General features: G+C 58.8%; 1 protein-coding gene. It reads left to right on the plus strand.

Translation table 11 applies throughout. The features are described from left to right. Positions 1 to 120: 120 nt before the first annotated feature. Positions 121 to 25731: a hypothetical protein gene (locus tag AC1AWK_RS00690; protein ID WP_476567403.1), complete on the plus strand. Its 25611-nt coding sequence runs from the start codon at positions 121 to 123 to the stop codon at positions 25729 to 25731. Positions 25732 to 26344: the final 613 nt, after the last annotated feature.

Consider the following 26344-nt stretch of genomic DNA (forward strand, 5'->3'; position numbering starts at 1 on the left):
GGGGGGTAGACACTTCTGCATATAATGAGAAATAAATTGTCATGTGTTCAGGTTTTGTCATGCCATTTTTTTGACGCATAAATGACATGCCTGTCGGTGAAGAGTTGAGGAAGGTACACGATGGACCGTTTTCGTGGTGCGTTGAATGTGGTTGTCGGTGTGGTGCTGGCGTTGATGATGATGCTCAGTGGTGTTCCGGCGTATGCGGCGGTGTCGGCGTCCGAGGGGGTGACGGGCGACGCGGTGCTCTCGGGCGTGGAGCCGGGCGATCTGCTGGCGGATGGTTCGTTGCCGGTGGATGTGTCGGTGCAGGCGCCGGATGGGTCCGATCCGTTCGCGGCGTCGTTCGCCGGGGGCGCGTTGGCCGATCCGGGCACGCTGGGCTTCCAGGCGCCGGAACGGCAGGCGGACGCGGGACAGGAAGGCTCGCAGTCGGACGGTTCGCAGGACCAGGCCTCCCAGTCAGGACAGTCCTCTTCTTCGTCCGGCTCGCAGTCGGACGGCTCGCAGGGTCAGGCCTCGCAGTCAGGCGGGGCGGCCCAAGACCAGTCCGGTCAGGCCCAGTCGCAGGGCGAAGCCGGTGCGTCGCGGGCGTCGCGCTCGGATGGTTCCTCGGCCGGTTCGGTGACGGTGGGGTCCGTGGATGGTTCCGTCGCGTCTTCCGATGCTGAGGTGACGCCGTCGGCGGCGGTGGGCGCCGCGGTGGCGTCGGTGGCGGGCTCGGGCGTGCTCTCGTCGGTGGCGGGCGCGCTGGCGGGCGCGCTCTCGCCGGTGGCGTCGTTGCTGACGGGTCGCGTGGCGAGCGCGGATCCGGCGGCGAACACGTTCGTGCCGGACCTGACCGTATCCTCTTCCTCTTCTTCTTCGTCTTCTTTCTCTTCTTCCTCTTCTTCTTCGTCTTCTTCCTCTTCTTCTTCCGATTCGTCTTCTTCGTCGGCGGCCTCCCGGGCCGCCTCCTCCGATGCTTCGGCCGGGGCGTCCACCTTACCTTCCTCGGACGCTTCGGCCGAAACCCCCTCCTCCGCGGATTCCTCCCCGTCGGATTCCGCTTCTTCCTCGTCTTCGGCTGATGCGGATGCGTTGGCGCGTGACGCGGCGACGCTGTCGGGCCTGCTGTCCGATCCGTCCTCGTACGAGGGCGCGTTCCTGGTGGATTCGGCGGACGGGTCGCTGGTGCGTGATTCGTGGGGCAATCCGTACCGGGTGCTCGCGGCCGACAGGCGCGAGGAGAATGGCGCGACGCGTTACGTGGTGTCCGGTTCGGACGAGGTCATGCAGTTGGGTTCGGGCCATGAGATCGTGCCCACGTGGAAGGCGGACGCCTCCGGCGAGCCCCTGTCCGTGAGCATGGCCAGGGAGCGGGAGTCCGGGAACGGTCTGGAGTCCCGGTCGGCGAGCGTGTCCCCGCGTGATCTGGGCAACAACCCCGTCAACGTCAAGGTCTACTACTTCGACAACATCAACAACCCATACCCAGCGGGGAATTTCTCTACCGACAAGCTTAAGGATGCGACTTTCTCTGGTGGCTCTCTTGCGTCTGGTAGTGACCCGTCGGTATCTTCTCGGAATGGTTCGCAGCTGCAACAGAATGCCAAGTTTGCGTTTGCCGAAGTAGTGAAATATCCATATAACTCACAGCGGATTGAACATTACTCGTTGAACTGGGCATCGGCCGATAAGGGTAGTCCTGATTCTTGGTATTGGTCGCTTGACTCGACTGGAAGTACCGGCGTATATACCAAACCTACCATGGAATCTGGGGCCAGTGTTGAGATCATTTTGTATTATCAGTCTATTTCTGATACTGAATTCCCGGTAAATGTCAAGGTCACGGATAATCAAGGACAGCCAATCACTCCTGATTCAGATGCGGTCAAGAATGGTGATATCTCCTGGAATTACGAGCCTTATTACGATAAGGGCAAAAATCAAAGCGGGAAGGTGGGAACTTGGTCGCTGAATATCCGTGCGTCCGATGACTGGGCGCGTAAGTATACGGTTGGCGCTGTATCTTTCAAACTGGATAATCGTAATCAGGCAGAGCCCTTGGTTTCTACTGTGGCCAACGACGATGGTCGAGGAGTTACATATACATGGGGTATCTATGGTGATTTTACCGGCGCTGCAACGGTGAATTTAAAGGTTGTGCCGACTACGACCTATGAAGTGACAATTAGCAATATCACTGTTGACAATACGACGACAATCAACAGTGGAAAGACGCCGTATGATAATCCGTATATCGTCGATACGTATGGCACAAAGGATACGTTGGGTAATCCATATCAGAGCCAGACGAAGAGCGCAGGCATGCAGTATTGGGGCTATGCCCGTTTTAAGAATAATGCCAATGTGAAGAAGGTGCAGGTTTCTACCTCCGGTGGAGAGTCAACCGTGCAGTTCGAGAATGGGTACATTCCTGATTTGCAGAATATTAATGATCCTTCAGATCCGGACTACAGCGGTGTCGAATATCATCTCTCCTCTATCACTGTTAATGGTGAGAAGATCTCAATCCCAATGTTTACCTCGGTGAATTTCGACGGTTCCGGTGGTCTGAATGGATTCAAACTTGTGAATCCAAATACACCGCCAGAGCAGACGTATACGCTGCGTAATGGTGTGGCTGCGGGAACAAACATTACCATCAACCGACGGTTCAAGAAGATTATCCGCGGCGCTCAGTCTACTGATTGGACTGCTAGCGTTTATAAGGACCTACGGTTGGGTGAATTCCTGTTCTATTGGGATGTGAAGTTCTCCAATATCAAGGGGCCAATCAGTATTGATGCCGTGACTTGGCAGCAGAACTATGACAAGTCCTATACCGACATTCAGTATGACGATTCCAAAGTCAACCGTTTCTACACGGTACAAGATACTGATAGCCATGGAACGCATACAGTCCCACGTATCGAATACAAGTCTACTAACAAGGCTAATGGTCGATCTACTGACGAATGGGTGGATGCCGATGAGGATCCGTTCTGGGCGGACACGTTTGGGCCATATTGGGAAACGCCTGGTAATGTGGGATACACCGGTCAGTGGCGTGTGGTGACTAAGAATGGGTACACGCCTAGAGTCACATGGCGCCCGAATCCGGACACAGCGACCACGTACAGCAAGAGCTTGACTGCTGATAGTGTGTCGGCTGGCTCAGAGAGCGTAAAGAATGGGCAGAATTCGTATTACCTGTATTACGCACAGAGCCCCAATCAGATGGGGTGGTTCAAGAACATTGATGCTCTGAATGTTGAGGATCCCAACGTTACATATAAGAGGTATAAGTTCAATCGGCCGCTGTTCTTCACTGATAGGACTCAGGGAATTTTACCTTCGGGGACGTATTACGTGGGTGACATGAATAACCAGACGATGTTGAAGGCAATTCGTACGTCGTACAACATCAATGAGGTGTCTATGAACGTCAGCGCCTCGGCATTGAATTATGACATCACTTACGACAAAGGTGCGGTTAGTGGAGCCGCGGGCATGCCTGAAAGTAAGGGATACCTCAATATTGATTACAGTCCGCGTGTTGCTGCTTCGGCTGTAACCCCGACCGATCCCAGTGGTAGCAAGTATTTCACCGGCTGGAAAGTGGTTGTGCAGACCAATCCCAAGAAGGAGGGCAATAGCTCGTATATTACCGATAGGCAGATTGATACGGGTATTACCCTGCGTGCAGGTGGATGGATTAGTCTCACCGACATCTTCAAAAAGGACATTCCGGAGTCCACCATCGCTTCGAATTCGGATCCGACCAAGGGCATTATGCAGGTCAAGCTGATTGCTCAGTGGGCGGATAAGAATACTAGTGAGTCCGGTGGCATCGTCCAGTCTGAAGTACCTGTGTATGACAATACGGGGCGTAAGGTTACCACGGTCTCGCTTTCGCTGCCTCAGGGCACATATCCTGTGCTGACGGACAGCGAAAAGACTAAGATCGTTGAGGAGATGAAGAAGAAGACGTTCACTGTGGAACCTCAAAAAGGAACCGGTGGGCTTTATAAGCAAACCTATTCGCTTCCATCGTCAGCGGATAAAAATAATGTGACTTTTGAGCGGGGCAGTAGTCCCGCTGGCGGTAGCGGCTCCATCGGTAAGATTGTAGTGAATGGTTTTGTCGCTCTTACCCAGGTCGCTTTTGCCGCTGACCCCAATGGTTTGAACCCGAATAAACCGCAAGAGACCATCTCGGATGTTCCTTCGGCGTGGTGGGCATATTATGACAGTCATTCCAGCAAGTCTTTAGCCGCAACCTATAAGGCTAACGTCAATGCTGGAAGCTGGGATTATACGTTGCCTAACCCGACTGACGTAAGTGTCCCGACGCGATATAATGGTGCGGATTTTGTTGGCTGGACATCATACTTGCTCGACAGTACTATGATTTCAAATTGGGGGAATGTCGTATACAATGCGGGATCACGTATAACGGTACCCGCAGGTAAGACAATCCTGTTCCTACCGCGATATACCACGACGGTTACTCCCCAATATCCAGCATTGGATAACAAATATGGCGGAGAGAAACTTACTCTCGGCGGACAGTTGACGAAAGTGTCAGTAACGCTCACAAATGGCAGCGATTATAACTACTCTCTCGGAACTGTCAGCCAAGGAACTGAGACTACCGCATCATTGGATCTTGGAAAAGCGCTTGATGATGCTGCATCAAAGAATAAGACTAACCTCAAGATTAAAACAGTGCTGCTGTACCCTGGTCAGACTAACGCTACGACGGGGGTGGCTAATACCTATGCAAAAGAAACCTCGCAAATAGGACGTCGCACTGGAATCCGTGTCGAAGGCAACCTTGCCACCGACAATGCTCAGACGCAAGTGAAGCTGTATTCCAGTGAGGTTTCCGGCGCTAGCACATGGCGCACTCTTAGCGGAGATTCGCTTGTTGGGAATACTTGGAATCCTACACTTTCGGTTGGTGGCCCGTATAAGTCGTTTATCGATACGGGCAGTGATCGTCCGGACGATTATCCGGTCACTTACTATGTGAACAACCAGTGGTCTGTGCGATTTAATAAGAATGTTGGCACCGGCTCGAAGTCAGATGTTAAAGGCTCATTCAATTGGGATGGCGTTACCTACGCACCGGACAACAAGGATGGTAGTGCAACCGGTAACGGTGTTGTTTCTACAGCAGCGATCCCCAATGGCGGGAAGACCACACAACCGACGAAAGCTTCGGATGAAACCAATGTGTGGCGTCCCGGTTACTACCTGAGTGGGTGGAAAGACGGCAATACCAGTTGGAACAGTACGGTTAAGATTACCAAGGCAACAACCTTGACGGCCCAGTGGACTGAACGTACTTTCACCATCAATTTTGGGTGGGGTAATGGAGCGCATCCTGAATCCGACTTGCCTGAGCCGAAAACCGTTTCTTGGACTGGTGCTGTGGGCAACTTGGATGGGTTCCCGCCTGCTAATTGGCAAGTTACCGGGTGGGGCTTGTATGATGGGTCGAGCGTTGTTGTCGATGATTTCAAGCTGGAGAAGTCACTGGAAAGCCAGCTTCTGACGAAGTATGGTAACTCCAAGTATGCCGACATTCCGTCAACCTTCACGTTGAAGCCGGTTTTGAAGAATACCCTCAGCAAGGTGAAGTTCAACTTCAACCAGCTTGGCATGAAGTATGCGTTTGATGCGGATGATGCTAATTATCAATATGCTCTGGCGAATAATGGCTCTATTGGCACTCTGCCTACTATGAAGAATCGCGGACAGAGCGGTTTGGCGTCGAGCTCCGATCTGGTTGAGAACCGAGTTATTGATGCATGGTGGGAAGGCGGCTTACACGCAAACAATTACATTGAAGGATGGTACACCAAGGCTAGTGGAGGAGAGAAAGTCGCTAGCGATTGGAAGCCATCTGAGCATCTCAATGATATCGATGTAGTCGATGGAGCGGTGCAGCTTTATGCTCACTGGACTAATCGTGTATACATGGTTGGTGATTTCAGTGGTGCAGAAGATAAAACCAATCTGAAAGTCGGCTATAAGAACACAGCCTCGCAGTGGCAGGTAAAGATTCCTGTGACGGATATGAAGATCGGTGACACTCCATATACGGGAGCGGGACAAGGTGATCTTCAACCGAGACTTGTTGGTATGTCTTGGGCGGGGTCTTCACCAAATTCTGAGGGCGATTGGACCGTTGATAAGTCCAACATATCGGCAGACGCCGGCAAGGGGCTGAAGCTAAATAGTGATGGGACTATCACCCTGTCGATTGCGCTCAAGGCAGGTAAGGGTGCGGGAACCTATACGGGCAAGTGGGTGCTGACTTTTGATGCCGGCGATAAAGCTGGTGGTTGGAATGATACGGTCACTAAAGAACTGACCCTTAATGCGACGGTATCATTGAACGAGCGCAACAAGCCGAAGATGACGACGGATTACGCGAAGGAAACTGTTGCTTTTACCGGTGCTTCTGAAGGTGACACGAACGGATGGAAGACCTCCGCGCTGACCACTGCAGAAGGTGGAACTCTGTCCACTATTAACGCGGACAATACTGCGTATGGTGTTACAAAGTTGTTGGATGCACAATCTAGCGGGGGAAAGCATTCCTTTATCCTGCAGAAGAATGAGGATACGGTCTTCTCTGCCCTGACGGCCAGCTATGAGATCCCGGAGCGTCCCGATGCTCCGGCTGTCGGTAATGGAGAGGGCCAGGTTAAGGTCACCAACGCAAAAGATGGTAATTTAGGTTCCATTGTTGTAGGAGGAAATGACCCTAACGTCGTCTATCAGTATTACCAGGTTAATGGCAATTCACTTCCTTCGGACACTCCGGCTCCAAATATGTGGAAGACGTTAGGCAGCACGGGTCACGAGAAGACGGATTTGGCTCCGGGAACGTATTTGGTCCGCAAGTCTGCGGTAACTACTGGGAGCTCTCCGGCGTTTGCGTCCAAGTTCGTTGAGGTAACCGTTAATCAAACCTATACGGTGACGTTCAAGCATACGGGTCCTGCGGATGCCGACATGTCCAACAGAGTGCAGGGCAATAAGGCGAACGAGGTCAAGGGCAGCAAGGTTGTCGATGCCAACAGCCAGCTTACTCTGCCGTGGAGCACCGCCGCAGGTGTTGGCGAGGTCAACATTCCGCAGTATGTGCTGAAGACGGTGAAGTACCAGACTGGTGATGGAGGCGCGCAGAACGTGACGCAGAGCGATCCTCGTGTCACCATTACCGGCACCACCACCATCACCTACACGTGGGATGTGGCCGCCACCAAGGTGAAGTTTGACTTTGCTCAGGACGGTATGGAATATTCCGCGCAGTCGCAGCCCAGCATGTTTACCTACGATCTGTCTAATGGCGGTATTGGTAAGCTCCCAGTGCAGAAAAACCGTAACCAGGATGGGATTGATTTCGCGTCTCAGCGTATTGTTGACGCGTGGTGGCCTGATAGCGCGGAACAGTCCAAGAAGAATCTCAATTACATTGCATACTGGTATGCGACCGGCACAGGCGGTAAGGAAATCAAACTCAGCGGCAACGAATCCGCAGCTGAACTCATCGACCAAGGTGTCACGCCCGAAAATATGAGCGGTGCGAGCACCATCGTGGTGCGTGCCAAGTGGGCCAACCGTACCTTCAACGTGTCTGCAGACAACAGCACCATTTCGAAGGGTTTCACCGCTGGAAGCAGTGTGGATGAGGCTAAGTGGGATCTTAAGCTCAATTTGAGTGACCTGGATCTCGCAGGTTCGCCCATTGCCTCTCCGGGTAAGGATAAGTTGTATCCGCGCATTGTGGGCATTACGCCTACTGGCGGTAATACGCAGCTTTCCATTACCACTTCCGGTCTTTCGGTCGGAGCCGGCGACGGCCAAGGCGTGCACGCCGATAACAGTGGTGTGTTCACTTTGCCGGTCAAGCTTTCCACCACCAACGGCGGCACATACACGCGCAATTACACCATTACGCTGGATGCTGGCACGCAAGCCGGTGGTTGGAACTACAAGAAGACCGTTGACGTGACGCTCACGGCGAACGTGAAACGCAAAGCTCGTACCACGCCGAAGCATGAGATTAAGTATGTCGATGAACAAATCAAGTTCACCGGTGCCGAGCAGGGTGATGAGAGCAACTGGACCCTTACCGGCCTAAGCTCTAGGCCACAGAAGGTATCCGTTGATGGTGCTGGAGTCAACCTGACATCCTTGCTGGACGGCACACCTTCCAGCGGATCGGCATTTGCATTGCACCTGGAAAAGGTGCAAGACAACGTGTACGAGAAGGGTGCGGGCGATTACACCGTGCCGCAGCGTCCCGAGGCTCCCAAGCTGAAGTCGGCTGGTGGCATGGTCGAAGTAACCAATGCCAAGGACGGTGCACAAGGCACGATCGTCGTTCATGACAATGCCCCGAACAATACGTATCAGTACTATCGTGTCGGCGAAGTCTCGGCTTCTGCTCCTTCCGTGACCCCGGCCCCGGGGCAATGGCAGAATCTGGGGAACACTGGGCAGCAGGGTTCTTTCGACCCCGGCACGTATCTGGTGCGCAAGGCTGCTGTGGAAGGTTCCTCGTTCGCTTCGAAGTATCTCGTCGTGAAGATCTATCAGCAGTACACGGTGAGTTTCGAGTACTTCGATGACGGTGGCACCAACATCAAGGACCAGGTGAAGCGGGGAAGCTCGAATGCTCCTGAGCAGAAGGTTATTCAAGGAGACTCCAAGACCTTCTCCTACAACGTGCCGTGGGATCTGACCGCATCCGGATACGCGCTTGACTCGGCCACCTACAAGATTGGCGGTGCCGACGCGAAGCCAGTGCCGGACGGCCACACCATTTCCCTCAGCGGTGCGACCACGATTCGCTATACCTTCAACCGTAGCGACGCGACCATCAAGTTCGACTACTTGAACGGTCCTGACGGTCGGAAGAGTGGCGCGCAGTTCGTAGACGGCGTGTCCGAAGGCACGCTGGGCGCATGGGCCAAGAGCCGTAGCGTCGCCATGTCCGGAGCAGTCGGCGATTTGCCGAAGCCCGGTGCGGTGGAAAACAAGCCCGATGAGTCCTCCATGGTGGTGCCGTTCTACAAGACGGACGCCAACGGCGGCTACAAGTTCCTCGGCTGGCAGGTCAAGACCAATACCGACCTTGGGCAGACCTACGGCGAACTCGTCACCGAGAAAACCGCGGTAAAGGACATCATGGGCAGGGGCACCAGCGTAACCCTCGTGCCCAAGTGGGATACCAACGCGACCAACTACAAGGCGTCGTGGGCCGTAGACAAGCAGGAAATCTCGTACGGAGAAACCCCGTCGAGCATGACGTTCAAGCTGGACGAAGGAACCGGAAAGGGTGCCCGCATACTCAGCGTTACCACCGGAACTCAGCAGTTCACGCCAGCCAAGGGCGGATCTGCTGAAAACAAGCAGTGGCTGTCCGCCACCGTGCAGGGGCCGCAGGCAGCAGGTAACTTTGATGGTGTGCCGGCGGCTTCCGGAGTGGATTGGAACGCCGGTACGTACACCGCTCAATTCACCGTCTCCTATGATGGCGGCACCGAAGGCGGATTGGACATCGGCGGCAACATCAAGTCGGCGACCGTGACCGCCACCTTGACCATCAAGAAGGCCGATTGGGACCTGAAGTTTGGCACGGTGAATTATGCGGATGAAACCGTGCAGGTGACCGGTTCGGGCACTGTGGCGGATCAATCCGAGGCGACGTTGACCGGTCTGCCGTCCGACGTACGGCAGTCCGATGTGCTGTCTGCCTCGCAGGCGGGTGGAGCCATGACCCTGACGCTGACCAAGGCATTGGATAGCACGAAGGATAGCGTTGCGCCGGCTCGGGCCAGGAAGGCCCGCGCTGCCGATGCGGTCAATCATTGGGGCACCCCAGATGCGAAGGTCACGCTGACGCTGACCCGCGCAGGAGACGACAACCACAACGCAACCAGCAAGACGCTGGACCTGACCACTCGTGCGGCGGCTCCGGGCGTAACGGCGACCGACGCGTACGGAGCAGGCGAAAAGGGTCGGTTGACAGCAACCAGTGTGCCTAGCGGACGCAACGTGGAACACACGCATAAGGATGGATCGTGGGTTGCCAACGGTTCGGGTCTGCATTACTCCGATGATCTTCCGGGCGCGCATAAGGTGCGTTTGACGGCGGATACGTCCAAGAAGCTGTTCCATAGCCGCGAGAGCGAATCCATCGTCATCCAGCAGTATTACAAGGTCACGTACAAGACCGAGTTGGAAGAAGGCAGCGTCGGCTCGGTGCATGCGGGTACGGATCCGGGCACGGGCTCCAATTTAGGCGACGTGGATATATTCCGTTTGGGCCGTTTGCAGAAGACAAACGGAGCGATTACCGACGAGAGCGACCAGTTCTCCTCCATCGTCAACGATTACACCGAAGGCAAGGCCCATGGCGTTGGTGCCACCGCTCAGGGTGTTGGCTCCGGCTGGGCGTTGGCGCAGTATAATTCCGGGGATGACAGCTTCGGTGCGGCGAACTACACCATGCCGGTGTTCGGTTCGGCGAAGAATAACTGGGATACGCCTGGCTACGACATGGTCAAGATTGCCAAGACCGTTGGGTCAAGCACTTCAGACGTTGTCGGCACTATTGGAACCGCGGGACCTGGCGGGGACGCCAAGCTGGATGACGGCGGGTCGAATGCTGCTTACCAGCAGTCCACCGTTGACGTGTCTGGTGACGCAACCATCACCTCGACATTCCGCGAGCGTAAGGTGTGGGTCACCTGGTACATGGGATTCAACGGCGATGCGGCGTTGCGGAAGAAGCGTTCCGCCGAAAGCAAGGCAAGTACGACCCCGCCTGATACCGAGAATCCGACCATGCCGACCACGCAGTACGTGCGTTGGAGCGAAACGGTGCGTACCGCCTACTTGGGCAATGGCAAGTGGCCTACGAGCGAGGAAGATATCAAGACTTACTTCCCGCAGTTGGGATCGAGTCAGTCTCCGGTCGATCCGGAAGATGCTTCGGTAGGCTATCAGCCCGCCATGCCAACCACCCGTGCTGCGGAGGCCAGCCCTGACTATGTGCGCGATCCGTGGAAGCTGTTCACCAACGCGGCGGATCCGCAGGAAGGCGACGCTTTCCAGGTCGCTTCGCCGATTGGCGGCATCTGGAACGCCGATCCGAACCAATATGGTCTGTCCGGTACTCTTGAACAGGCTCAAGCGGGCAAGGTGAAGGTTAATCAGGGCGCGATTCCGGGCTCGGTAAGCTCTCAAGCCAATGCCACGCAGCATGGTTGGCGTACTACGAACGCAGTACGTTTCGGTGCGGTGTACACCTACGACAACGGCACGTATGTGGTGAACTTCCAGATCGGCGATTCGAACGGTGCGGTGAAGACTGACAATCCGTCGGACGCCAAGACGCATCGCGCATTCGTGGAGCAGCATCTGTTTGTAAATGGCAATCAGACGTACCACCGTGCGAGCTACGTGCTCGGCGCGTCCAAGTTCCCGGACGTCACCGTCAAGCCATTGAACAACTCGGAGCAAACCAAGAAGTACACGGCCGATACGTCCAAGTGGTTGGTGTCTGGGTATTATCCAAGCGCCACGGCGCAAGGCGATTCGAGATTGGTCGATGGCAATAGGCAGCACTACTCGCAATCATTCATCAATAATTGTGTTAATAAGGGTGCGCGTTGGGATGAGAAGGCTAGCTTCAATGAGAATCTCAAGACAATCCTCACATCGACCAATGGCGAGTGTGCGGTAACGCCGTATACTTCCGAAGAACTCGACGGCAAGAAGAACCCGACGCCTGAACAGGCCGCGGATTCGCCTTCTCAGCTGGGTTGGAACAAGGTGCAGCTGCACATGATCGCCCGCTTGGAGGATTACAACCTGTCGGTGACGAACCCGCTGCCCGCCACGGTGAAGGACAGCGAGCTTAAGACTGCGGCCATTACGAAGGATCTGACCTTCAAGCCGGAGATGTACACCGACGGCGGCGTATTCACCTTGGGCGATGTGGCGTTCAAGGATACCACCAGCTCGAAGGCATCCGAGGGTGACTGGCTGAAAGTCAACGGCGAGGGAGTCTCGTGGGGTGGCAATACCATCAGCGGAACCAACGCGCAGGCCGGTACCAAGCTCAAGGGTGTGTCCATCAAGCAGGGCCTGTCCCAGGGCAAGTACTCGGGCGTCATCACGGTGACCTACCAGTACGAGGCCAGCAACCATGACACCACGAACATCATCAAGAACAATGTCAAGTTGGAGATTCCGGTCTCCTTGGTGGTGACCTCCGACGACCAGTCCTCGGGTGATGGCGATGGTACCTACACTGCCATCCTGCACGACTACGCGACGAAGCTTGAGGACGTGACCTCCAAGCAGGAATTCAACGACAAGTCGACCACGGCCAAGACGCTTGGCTTGACTGTGTATCACACGGATGAGAACGGCGTGCAGAGCGTGGTGTATGACGCGACGCAGAGCGATCCGCAGGTCGACAAGTCCCATACGGTTACGTTGAATGACTTCAAGGTCAATGATGTTGAGGCGGCCAAGCCGGCTGACAAGCTGACCAAGAAGGGCGACTACAAGTTCCAGGCGCAGGTGAGTGTGCAGTCTGGTTCCAAGAATGTCTCGCTGACGCCGACCTCAACCGTGCACGTGTCGCAAGAGGGTACGCCGAACCTGTTCTGGGATACCGTGAACATCACGTTGCCGCAGAAGGATTCGCACGCCACGAACCTGTATGACTGGATCAAGCAGCAGATGAACGTGCGCGCCTACGACCAGAACAACAACTGGGTTGAGGTGCCGAACGCCACGGTTACGGATATCGCGAGCGTGCAGCAGTTCGGTGATGCGCCGGCTTCCGTGAAGCTCGCGAACGCCGGTCCGGGTCAGGTCAAGGGTGCGGACAGTGGCAAGCCGTCAGGCGCGGCCACCGCTACCGGTAAGTTCTCAGTCACACTGTCTGGTGGCAATGGTTCTAATCCGGATGGCGGATCGGCGGGAACCGTTGCCGAAGGCGCCGTGACGCTGGTGAAGGCCAGCCTGAAGAGCGCCAAGGCCACCAAGCCGACCTGGAACACAAACAAGACGAGCGCTTCATCGCTGACGTGGAATGCGGTCGCCGGATACGTTGAGGATGGCACTGGCGAGCCGGTTGACGACACGGCGCGCGCGGCATCTGGATCGCGTTTGGGCGAAAGCTACGCGCCGGTGGTGCAGTACACGCTGGCCGCTGCGGATGGTGGACAGGGCACGGTGCCGGAGAGTGCGAAGAACACTACGGCGACGACCGCGTCAGGTTTGTCGGCGAACTCGAAGTATCAGGTGACGGCACGGTTCGTGCCCACCTCGACCAACAACGCTGACGAGGTGTACAAGGACGACGCGCCGTCCTCGGATGCGTCCGCCGTCACGTGGACGGCTCCGTCGACGGTGAGCGTTGGTTCTACGGACACTACCGGAGCAAACATCGCCGATGTGCAGGTAACGTTTGCCGATGCGCCTCGCACCGAAACCATCAGCTGGAACCGTACCGTCAAGGAAGGCGACGGCAACGTTGTCATCATCTCTAACCAGCTTGGCGGCAACACCACGGCCGGTTCTACCGGAGACCGCAACGAGGTCAGCATCGTTGGCCATGCGGGTCAGCGCGCTTGGTTCTATGCCAAGAGCGCAGGCAGCAATCTGGTGTCCAACCAAGGGGCGAATACGGAATACAATGTGCCGGCTCGTGCCGATCGTCCGGTGAACCTGACGGCGACGAACCCGCAGGTTCAGGGGCAGAACGGTACCATCAGCGGTTTCGATCCGCGCTATATCGACACCGCTGACGCTGACGGCCAGCAGGCCGCATCGCTGTACGAGGTTTCCAGCAATGGTGGTGCGAAGTGGTCCGCGATCACCCTGAACAAGCAGGATGAGAAGTGGACGTACTCGGCTCCCGCGGGCAACTACCTGTTCCGCGTGGCGTATTCCGACCAGAAAACCGAAGGCCACAACTACACGTGGTATCAGAAGCAGACCTTCGTATCGGAAACCAGTGAGAGGGTTACCGTAGGCACTGGTTTGTCCATCGATGCGAAGAACTTCACCATCGGTGTCAACGAGCTGCAGAAGGGCTGGGTATCCGGAGGGGAGTTCGTATCCGCAAACTCCGACTTGGTTGCCTTCCTTATCGGTCGCGCCGATGCGCAAGCCTCTGGTTCAGATGCAGCCAGCTATAAGGTTGCGGTCGAGCTCGGATCCGCCAAGCCCGTCGAAGGCGTCTATAAGGATGTGAAGTTCAAGCTCGAACCGAAGAGCGGTTCCGCAAACGGACTTGATGTCTCGAAGACGGTCACCATGACGGTAACCTCGCAGGGTGGCGGCGACGGATCGAATACGCAGGCCTCGATCTTCGCCTCCGATTTCGCGGTCTCCCTTGAGGAGATGACGAAGACTGCTGGCGAGTACACGATGGATGACTTGAACGCGCTCATGTGGAAGCGTTCTGGCGCCCACGGCTTTGATACGAATGGAGCCACACCTCTGCCGTCGGAGTTCGATAAGCAGAAGATTGATGTGGTCGTGCAGCGCAACAATGCCGATGTGCCGAACGTCGCTGACCTCAAGGCAGGCGCTACGTATCAAGTCACCTTCACGGTGACGGGTACGGCCGCGCACGTGACCGTGGATATGGCGGTGTTCGCCAACGGTGGTGGCGGCGACGGTTCCGGTGGTCAGGACGCGAACGGCTATGCGGTGTTCTCCAACCCGTTCAGGGCCTCCGAGAACGAACTGGCCGATGGCACGGGCAAGATCTCCGAAACCGAGGTCAAGAACCGTGCGGGCGTGGCGGCCTACCATACGGATGCGACCAACGGCACGGTCACCAAGATTGCTTTCGACGACATCAAGCTCGATGGCGCATCCACCTTGTGGGGCAAGAAGGCCGGCGCGACGGACGCCAAGGCGGTATTCGCTTTGGATACGTCCAAGTACACCGGTGCCACGGCGAAGTCCACGTCGAAGGTCACCGTATACAAGAACGGCGATGGCTCCGAAGACGGCAAGTATCTGATTGCCGCCCAGGACTTCACCATCTCTCGTGACGCCCTGAAGAACAAGACCAAGATGGACGGTTCTTCGAAGGCATCGAGCACCGCCGAACTGTTGTACGGCTGGGCGCGTGTCACCGGTTTGTATAACGGGGCAAAGCTCACCAGGGACAAGGTGACGGTTGCTGCGAGTGGTATCGCTGAGCTGGAGCAGGAGACTGCATGGGCGAACGACTCCTACACGGTCACCTTCACCATGACCGAAAATGGTTCCTCTGTGCAGCATGTCGCAACGGTGACCATGACCGTCAAGGACAATGGCGGCTCGACGCCTGACGGTCAAGGTGGCTGGAACGTGGTGTTCTCCGATGACTTCGACATGAGCGTCAAGGAGCGTGACACCCTGCTGGCTGCAGGCGATAACAACTACCAGGCGCTGCAGAAGCGGGCCAACGTAGTGGCCTATCACTTGAACGCCGACGGCATCCAAAGCGAAAACTATGCGCCGAGCAAGGTGTTGGTGGAAGGCGTCGAGCAGCTCAAGCAAGTTGCTGCGGGCAAGACCGGTACGGTAACCTTCAAGGCGCCGAATTCTGGTGATCGCCAAGCATCTTCGATCAGCACGGCAGCCGTCCATGCGGACGGCACGACCGTTGACCCCGATCCGGAACAGCCGGGTAGACCCGGCGGTCAGATCTGGGCGGATAACTTCGTCATGGATCTGACGGAGTTGGGGAAGAGCACACCTCAGGATGTCTCAAGCGTGAAGTCGAAGATGTTCGATGTGGCCCGTGTTAACGGTTACCTCAACACCATGTCGGACAATTCCGTGGCCGGTCAGCAGAAGCTGACTGCCGATACCGTTGACGTGGCTGTGGAGCCGCAGGATGCTGCGTGGGATGTCAAGAATTATCAGGTTACGTTCACCGCGCAGGGAGACGACCGCGTCAAGGCCACCGTCACCATGACTGTGTTCGAACATTCCGGTAGTGGCGGCGACGGTGACGGCTCCCAGTCGCAGTATCGCGTGTTCTCCAACGACTTCACGGTCGGCGAGAACGAAGTCAAGGACGCGAAGACTCTGTCGGACGAGCAACTGATCACGCTGGGCAAGGCCACGGTCTACAAGGCTGATGACCTCACCACCCCAGTGGATAAGCAGATAGACGTGGATCGCTCCAACCTGACCGGTAAGAAGGCAGGGGAGTTGGCGTCGGTTGACTACTCGGTGACTGATGATGCGGTGAAGACTGCAACTGCCACGTCAAACGTGACCGTTACCAAGGGCGGCACTACCGATCCGGAGACGGGTGCGTACCTGCACGCGCAGGATGTGTACGTGTCCAAGGATGAGTTGAAGGGCCAGAACGAACAAGCCGTACAAAAGCTGCTGTTCGAACGTGGTCATGTCAACGGTGTGGATGCCAAGAAGCAGCCGATTACGCAAACTGCGGTCACTGCTTATGTGGGAGCCAACGCTTCCGACAAGGCGACCGCCGACAACGTCAAGGACGGCGTGACCATCACCTTCAAGGCCTCCGACAATGGCAGCAACGCCAAGACGTTGACGGCTCCCGTGGTCGCGCACGTGTTCGACCACGGCACGGTAACGCCTGGCGGTGATGGATCGTATTACGGTATGTTCTCCATCGACGCGCAAACCGAGATTGGTCAGCTGAGCACGGTAACCGCAGAAACAGACAATTATGCGGCGTTGCGCAAGCTGACTGACGCCACTGCGGTGCAGTACGACGCCAACGGTTTGCCCACGGTGCTGGATGGTGCGACCGCGATTGTGGTTGATGCCGAATCGGTGAAGACTCTTGCCTCGACTGCCAGCGGTTCTGCAGCCCAAGTGCCGTTCACTGCCAAGGCGACGGAATCCCAAGAAACCAAGGCGACCTCCACCTCCACGGTGTCGGTCTACGCCGACGGCGCCATCGATCCCGACAACCCGAAGGCATCCGTGAAGGCGCAAAGCTTCGCCGTGGCGCTCGACGATGTCAAGAAGGTGCAGGCGGGCGATGCTCGTGCCCAATGGCTGTTCGAACAGGCCAAGGTGACTGCCGTTAGCAAGGACGGCAAGAATATCGCCAAGAATCAGGTAACCGCCGATTCCTCCAGTCCGCTCGTCGTCACCTTCGGTGGCAAGGCGCTGGATCAGGCAACTTGGCCAAACGCCAAGGGCGATTACTCGGTGAGGTTCCAGGTTGCGGGTACGAAGGCCTCGGTCACGGTGGCCATGAGTGTGTTCGACCACACCAGCGGCGGCGACGGAGATCAGGATGCGAAGTACGTGGTGTACTCGAACGACTTCCGTCTGGCGGAAGGTGACATCACCACCACCAACCTGATTGTCGACAAGCTCATTGCGCTCGGCAACGCCAAGGTGTACGACAAGACGACCGGACGTCCGGTGACATCGCCCGCCCTTACGGTGGATGATGCGAAGTTGTACACCGATTCGGCGAAGACCGAGGGCAAGAAGGCCGGTGCTACGGACGCTGCTGTCACCTACAGCGTGACGGAAGGCGACAAGACTGCGTCCTCCACATCGAAGGTCGACATCTACAACGGCGGCGGCACAGACCCGGACAACAAGGCCAGCATTCATGCCTACGACATCTACGCCTCGAAGGACGAGCTGTCCAAGGTCAAGGCGGCGTCGGCGTTCGCACAGTTCCTGTTCGAGCGTGCGGGCGTGGTCGGCACCACAGCCGACGGCTCCGCGCTGACGAAGAACGATGGATATGACGTGAAGGTCGGCAACGATTCCGCGACTGCGCAGAACGTGGTCGACGGCGCTCGCGTCACCTTCACGGTGACCGGCACCAAGGCTTCGGCGACCGTCACCGCCCATATCTACGACAACGGCGGCGGCGTTGACGATGGCTCGAAGGGCAGGAACTACGTGTTCTCGAACGACTTCGACATGAGCGTCGAGGAGCGCGACACCCTGCTGGCGAATACCGGCAACTACGCGGCGCTGCAGAAGCGCGCCAACGTGGTGGCCTACCATACGAACGCCGACGGCATTCTGGATGCCACCTACACGGGCGATCAGATTGAGGTGTCCGGCGTGGACGCGCTCAAGAAGGTTGCAGCTGGCAAGACCGGAACCGTAATGTTCAAGACTCCGGCCGATAAGGGCACGCAGGCTTCCTCGACGAGCACGGCGAGCGTCCATGCGGGCGGCACCACGGTCGATCCGGATCCCGATCAACCGAACCAGCCTGGCGGCGAGATCTGGGCGGAGGACTTCGTCATGGGCCTCGACGAGCTGGCCGGTAGCACTCCGGGCAACCTCGATGCTGTCAAGGCGAAGATGTTCACGGCCGCGCGCGTCAAAGGCTACCTCAATGCCTTGCAAAACGCTGAACCTACTGCGCTGACGGATCAGAATGTCAACGTGTCGGTTGATTCGTCGGATACCTCTTGGGCTGTCAAGGCGTACCAGGTGACGTTCACCGCGCAGGGCGACGGCCGCGTCAAGGCCACCGTAACCATGACCGTGTTCGAGCACTCCGGTGGCGGCGATGGCGATGGTTCGACCGGTACGTATCGCATCTTCTCCAACGGCTTCGAGGTCGGCGAGAACGAGATCAAGGACACCACCGGTCTGACCGACGACCAGCTCATCAAGCTGGGCAAGGCCACGGTGTACAAGGCCGACGATCTGCAGACTCCGTTGCAGTCCGACTCGAGCACCATCACGATTGACCGTACGAATCTGACCGGCAAGAAGGCAGGCGCTACGGATGCTGCCGTCACCTACAAGGTGGCGCAGGAGCCGAGCACCATGTCTACCTCGAAGGTAACCGTCACCAAGGGCGGTACCACCGATCCGGAGACGGGTGCCTACCTGCACGCGCAGGACGTGTACGTGTCCAAGGACGAGTTGAGCAAGCCCACCGGAACCGCGGAGAAGGCCAAGGATCTCAACAACCTGCTGTTCAAGCGCGGCCATGTCACTGGTCAGGACGCCAAGGGCAAGGCTTGGACGTCCGACACCGTGACTGCGTACGTTGGTGATGCCAAGGCGACCGCCGGCAATGTCACGGACGGTGCAACCATAACCTTCAAGGCCTCCGACAACGCGGATAGCAGCGCCAAGGAACTCACGGCCGCCGTGACCGCGCACGTCTCCGATGATGGCGGCATGGTCCCGGTCGATCCGACCGACCCGACCAAGCCTGACCAGAACGGTTACGTGGCGTACGGCATGTTCTCCGATGACTTCACCATGAGCATCGAAGAACGTGAGACCCTGCTGGCTGAGGGCGGCAACAACTACGCGAAGCTGCAGCAGCGTGCCTACACCAAGGCCGTGGGCATCAAGCCCGATGGCATCGCGGTTGACCTCGGCCGTGGCTCCGACGTGGTGAACGTCGGCAGTCTCGACGCCTTGAATAAGGCCGCCGACGGCGACACCGCCGACGTGGCCTTCACCAACGCGAAGGCCACGATGGACGGCAAGCCGACCTCGACGAGCACGGCCACCGTGTATGCGGGCGGTTCGACCACCGAAGACGGCAAGCATTGGATCTACGCGCACGACTTCACCGTCGGACGCACCGAGCTAGGCAAGATCGAGGACTCCAAGCGTGCCGCCGAATTCCAAAAGCTCGCCAAGGTGAGCGTGGATGCCGATAACTCGGTCTACGCGGTCGAAGTGAATTCTGGCAACGGTCAGTGGACCGCGGTCGACAAGGTAGCCTCTTGGAACGCGGCGTCGTACCAGGTGCGCTTCACTGCCAAGCAGGGCAGCCTGACCGCCACGGTCACCATGAACGTCGCCGGCAGCGCCGACCAGGATGGCAACGCGAAGATCGCGGCGAACGACTTCGCCACCAGCGTGAGCATCCTGGGCAAGGTCACCACCGACAAGGCCAAGTGGCTGTTCGGGCAGGCCAAGGCGTCCGCGGTTGGCGCGGACGGTAACGCCATCACCGCCGACCAGGTGAGCGCAACGGACTCCAGCCCAATTGTGGTCAAGCTTGACGGCAAGCTGCTGTCCGGCGCGGATGCTGCCACCTGGCCGAACGCCAAGGGCTCGCATCAGGTGTCCTTCACCATCAAGCAGTCCGGCACTATGAGCCGTGACATCACCGCCACCGTCACCATGACGGTATACAGCAACGGTGGTGGCGACGGCGGCAACGGCGGCGGCTCTGAAGGAGACACCTATGTGGTGTTCTCGAACGACTTCACCGTCTCCGCCGAAGAGCGCGACGCCAACAAGCTCACCGATAACGAGCTGATCCGTCGCGCCGGTGCGGTTGCCTACCTGAAGACCGACCTCACGAAGCCATCCGGTACCGTGACGGTGCTCGAATCCGGTAAGGATGCGCTGCAGGCCGCCAAGCCGGGCGACACCTTCGCCATGACCTTCGGTGTGAGTGAAGACGAGAAGGCCACCGCCATCTCCCAGGTCACCATGACCAAGGGCGGCACCACCGATCCGGACAAGAATGCGGAAATCTTCGCGCATGACTTCACCATCTCGCGTGAAGACGATATGCCGGATGCTTGGGCCACCGACAAGGTGCGTGAGGAACTGATCAAGCGTGCCCGTGTCACCGGCCAGCTCAATGGCAAGGCTGCGGACGAAACCAACGTGACCATCAAGGTCAACGACACGGTGACCATCGCGCCGAAGTCCTCCAACCCGGCGTCCCGCGTCATGGACGCGATCGCCAGTGTGTTCGCGGCGTCCGAGTCCAACGGCATCGACTGGACTCAGGACGAACACAAGGTGGAGTTCTCCTTCGACGGCACCAACGCCAAGGCCACGGTCGCCATGCATGTGCGTGACAATGGCTCCGGCGGCGGCGATGGTGGCGACACCGACGGAAAGGCAACCATTTACGCCAACAAGCAGTTTGTGGTGGCGCGTGGCAGCCTGACCGCCTCCGGTGCCAATGCCGCCCAAATCGCCTACGAGGGCGCTAAGGTGTCCGGTACCGACAAGGACGGCAAGCCGCTCACCCTTGATGGCGTCGACGTCATGATCGACGGCAAGCAGCCAAGTGCGATAACCGATTGGAACGCCAAGTCCTACACGGTGTCCTTCGCCGTCAAGAACACGGGCTCCAACGGAACCGGTGCGGTGAGCGTCACCTCCACCATGCTGGTGCGCGACCACGTCGACCCGGTCGATCCGGGCGACGGCGGTACCGGCAAGGCATTTATTGCGGCCGACAACTTCACCATGAGCCGCAAGAGTCTGACCGCTCAAAACGCCGATCTGCAGGATCTGCTCTTCAAGGGAGCCGGCGTGGTCGGCGCCACCAAGGAAGGCGCGGAACTGACCAAGGACGGCGTGGACATCACCGTTGACGGACAGTCGATCGAGCAAGTCGCCAAGACCGGTTGGGCCAAGCCATCCTATGGCGTGACCTTCGCCGTGAAGAACACCGGCAAGAAGGTGACGGTCGACGTCACCATGGGCGTGTTCGACGACGGCACCACCGATCCCGACTCCAAGGCCTCGATCTTCGCCGACAACTTCGCCATGAAGCGTGACGATCTCAAGACGGCCGGCGATACGCTGTCGCAGAAGCTCTACACGGCGGCCAACGTCACCGGTACCGACAAGACCGGCGCGGCGCTGACCAAGGATGGCGTGACCATCACGGTCGACAATGACGACCTGTCGTCGGTCACGGATTGGGCGAAGGACTCCTACCAGGTGACCTTCACCGTCAATGGCACGCAATCCAAGCCGGTGTCGACCACGGTCACCATGAGCGTGCGCGACGATGGCGGCACCACCACGGATCCGCAGTCCAAGGCGAAGATTTACGCCAATGACTTCGTCATGTCCCGTACCGAGCTGGAAGGCGACACGAAGGTTAAGGACCTGGCGTCGCTCATGTACGGCCGCGCTCGCGTGGTCGGCACGGACAAGGACGGCGTAAAGCTGACCGCCTCCGCCGTCAAGGTAACCGTCGGCGAACAGTCGGTGGCTGACGTCACGGATTGGTCGAAGGACTCCTATCAGGTGACCTTCGCGGTGTCCAACGATGAGACGGCCAAGGTGACTCGCACCATGACCATCGTCAAGGACGGCACCGATCCGGACAAGCCATTGGCTCGCGTGAGCGCACGTGACTTCCGTGCCTCGCTCGGCGATCTCGCCAAGGTATCCGGTGCCGATGCTCGTGCCAAGTGGCTGTTCGAGCAGGCCAAGGCCAGTGCGGTGGATGCCAACGGCAATGCCATCGAAGCCTCGAAGATCACGGCGGGTGAGACCAGCCCGGTCATCGTCAAGCTTGACGGCAAGACGGTGGATCAGGCTTGGCCGACTGCGGAAGGTGCGGTAGCCGTATCGTTCCAGGTCGCCAACACCACCGCGACCGCCACCATCACCATGACCGTATACGATGCGGGCAGCGGCGACGGCGGTGACGGCAACCAGCCGGGTGACCAGTACACGGTGGTGGCGAACAACTTCACCATCACGGATGCCGAACGCACCAGCGGGAACAGCGCGTATCTGGATGATGCGGCGTTGATCGGCCGTGCGGACGCCTATGCGTTCAAGACGAGCGATCCTACGCAGTCCGGTACCGTCACGGTGGCTGACCGTGCGCGACTGGCAACCGCCAAGGTCGGTCAGAGCGTGCCGGTGAAGTTCGGTGTCGACGGCGACAAGGCGCAGGTGCAGGTCATGGCCACCATCGTCAGCGGCGGCACCATCGATCCGGACAAGGATGCCGAACTGTGGGCGTCTGACTTCGCGGTGGCGTTGAGCGAGAAGCCGCAGAATTGGACGCTGGGCGAAACCCGCAGGCAGCTGTTCGACCGGGCGAGGGTCACCGGCCATTACGGCCAGACCAAGGCCACGGCCGACAACGTCACCATCACCGTGGACGGCAAGGAGCTGGCCTTGGCCGCACGCGGCCGGAGCATGGCGGCTCGCGTCATGGATGCGATGGCCTCCGTGTTCGCCGATACGACGGCCTCGTCCAACGGCATCGACTGGACCAAGGGCGCGCATACCGTGGAGTTCTCCTTCAAGGGCACCAACGCGAAGGCGGGTGTGTCCATGCAGGTACGCGAGGACGGCGCTCCGGTGGATCCGACCGATCCGGACAAGGGCCAGGCCTCCATCTTCGCCGACGACTTCGTCATGGATCGTGACGAGCTCAACAAGGCCGATGCCGATCTGGCAGGTGCCTTGTACGCCGCGGCGAACGTGTCCGGTACCGACAAGGCCGGCGCGGCGCTGACCAAGGATGGCGTGGCCATCACGGTCGACGGCACCGCATTGGCGTCGGTCAAGGATTGGGCGAAGGACTCCTACCAGGTGACCTTCACCGTCAACGACACGAACGGCAAGGTATCGGTGACCCGCACCATGACCGTGCGCGATCACGGCACGCCGGTGGATCCGACCGATCCGGACAAGGGACTGGCCTCCATCGTCGCCGACGATTTCGTCATCGGGCGCGACAAGCTCACGGCCCAGGGCGCGGACGCCAAGACGCTGATCTATCAGGGCGCCAAGGTGTCCGGTACCGACAAGGCCGGCAATGCGCTGACCGTCAACGGCGTGGGCGTCACCATCGATGGCGGTTCGTTGGATGCGGCGGTCGCCGACCGGTGGTCCAAGCCGAGCTACACGGTCACCTTCACGGTGAACGGCACCAACAGCAAGGTGTCGGTGCCGGTGTCCATGCAGGTGCGCGACCACAGCACGCCGGTCGACCCCGAAGACCCGAACTCCAAGGCGTCGATCTACGCGGACGACTTCGCCATGAAGCGTGATGAGCTCAAGGCGGCCGGCAACGGCCTGGCGGGCAAGCTGTACGCGGCGGCCAACGTCACCGGTACGGACAAGGCCGGTGCGGCGCTCGATGCCGGCAAGGTCACGGCAACCGTGGACGGCCGGCCGGCCAGCGAGGTCAAGGATTGGAGCAAGGCCTCCTACCCGGTGACCTTCACGGTCAACGACACGAACGGCAAGGCCGCGGTCACCGTGACCATGAGCGTGCGCGACAACGGCGGCAGCTCCACGGATCCCGATTCCAAGGCCGAGATCTACGCCAATGATTTCTTCATGGTGCGTAGCGAGCTGCAGGGAGACAAGAAGGTCGCCGAGCTGACCAAGCTCATGGCGGACCGTGCCCGTGTGGTCGGTTTGGACAAGGACGGTTCGAAGCTCGCCGCGGCCGACGTCACCGCCAGCGTGCAGGTCAACGGCGCGTGGAAGCCGGCGGTTGAGGTCGAGCGGTGGGATGCGAACTCCTACCGGGTGCGCTTCGCGGTTGCGGCCGATCCGACGGCCCAGGTCGAGGTGACCATGAGCGTGCGCGAGGACGGCGGCGATGCGAACAATCCGCTGGCGCGGATCAGCGCGAGCGACTTCGCCGCCAGCCTCGGCGAGATCGCCAAGGTCGACGGCGGGGCCGGCAAGTGGCTGTACGCCAAGGCGCGGGTCGCCGGTACCGACAAGGCCGGCGAGGCGTTGGATGACACCAAGGTCACCGCACGCGTCGAAGGCGTGGCCGACGGCAAGCTGCCGACCGAATCCGGCCGCTACACGGTCACCTTCGCCATCAACGGCACGGACGCCACGACCTCGGCCATCATGACCGTCTACGACAACGGTGGCGGCGGCGGCGATGGTGACGGCGGACAGAACGCGAAGTACGTGGTGTACTCCAACAACTTCGACGTCTCCAAGAGCGAAGTCGATTCGCTCAGCGAAGCGGACATCATCTACCGTGCCGGCGCGGTCGCCTACCTCAAGAGCGACGCCACCAAGACCGGCGAGGTCACCATGGTCACGAAGCCGGCCGACTTCGCCGCCGCGGTCAAGGCCGCCGGCGTCGGCGCCAAGGTGCCCGTCACCTTCGGCGTGAGGGACGACACCGCGACCAGCGTCTCGCAGGCCACCGTCTACAAGGACGGCACCGGCCCGGTCGACCCGAGCAACCCCGACCAGGGCTCCGTATGGGCCAACGACTTCCTGGTGCAGCGCTCCGCCGCACAAGGCCTTGACGATGCGGCGCTCGCCGAACTCGTCTGGCTGCGTTCCGGCGCTCGCGGCACCACGGCGGACGGGGCAAGGCTCACGGTCGATGACGCGACCATCACGTTCGGCCAGGCCAAGGCGCGTTCCGCTCAAGGCAAGGCGGCGATCGACTGGTCGGCGAAGGACGTGCCGGTCACCATCCGGGTCAATGGCTCCAAGGCATCCGCTTCGGTGGTCATGATGCTGGCCGACCAGGTGAACCCGACGCCCGACCCGGACAACCCGTTGGCATCCATCGGCGCGGACGACATGACCTTGGAACGCAAGGAACTGACCTCGGCCAAGGACGCAACCGCGGTGCTGGTTGACAAGGGCAACGTACGTGGCACCACGGCCAAGGGGCTGTCGTTGTCGGCCGCCGATGTGGACGTGAAGGTCGCTCCGGCCGACGCGCAGTGGCAGGTCGGCAACTATCGGGTCACGTTCACGGTGCGCGGCACCGCCGCAGCCGTTACGGTGGCGCTGCGCGTGGTGGATTCCACCGTCAAGCCGTCCGATCCTAACGGCGGGTCGGGCTCCGGGCAGACAACCACGCCGACTGGTGCGGCTGTGGCCGGCGCTGGCGCGCTGGTGGTTATGCTGGCTGGTGTGGCTCTGGCGTTGGTCGCCGGCAAGCGCAGGCGCGAAACCCACGCGGGACGCTGACCGGGTGCGGTGAGGCCTGTGCCGCTCGGTCAGGGCTGCAGGGTTGAACGGCAGCGGTAGCGCCGGACGTCGGGCGGGCGTGCCTGTCACCGATCGTGTCTGACGGCTGAGAAAAAGGGAGCGGGTGATGAACCCGCTCCCTTTTTTCGTATGGTTCGGTTCCGGAATGTATTCAATCGTTGCATGATTGCTTGCCTATGGGTGCTGGGGTGAAAAGTGTAGCGTAAAAACGTTTTATTCTGGTTTCTATCCTATGCCTGTTGCGCCTGTTGTTTTTCGGCTTGCGCAAGCCTTTGCTGTCGTTGTTTTGCGCGGGCTGTATGGATATGGGGCTTGGGGGCCGCCCGTCGGCCGTGCCGGTTTGCGGGCGGTCTTCCGGTGTTCTGCATGTTGGGTGCGTTTCTTGCCTTTGGGAATAATTAGGCATTTTTGTAAAAACGGTACAAGCATTGTGTCGTTTGGGCTTTGCTGCACAATATGTGGCCCATGTCACATATTAATAGACATAATGAAGCGTGTTGACGGGGGGGGGTGGACGTTTCGGCATATACTGACTTATATATTGCTATTACTGCCAGTTTTGTCATGCCTTGGCGTGGCAATGTCTAATAAG

It is taken from the genome of Bifidobacterium sp. LH_491, from assembly GCF_056356495.1.

Coding starts and splice junctions, on each gene's coding strand:
- AC1AWK_RS00690 (WP_476567403.1), top strand. CDS start 121: ATGGACCGTTTTCGTGGTGCGTTGAATGTGGTTGTCGGTGTGGTGCTG.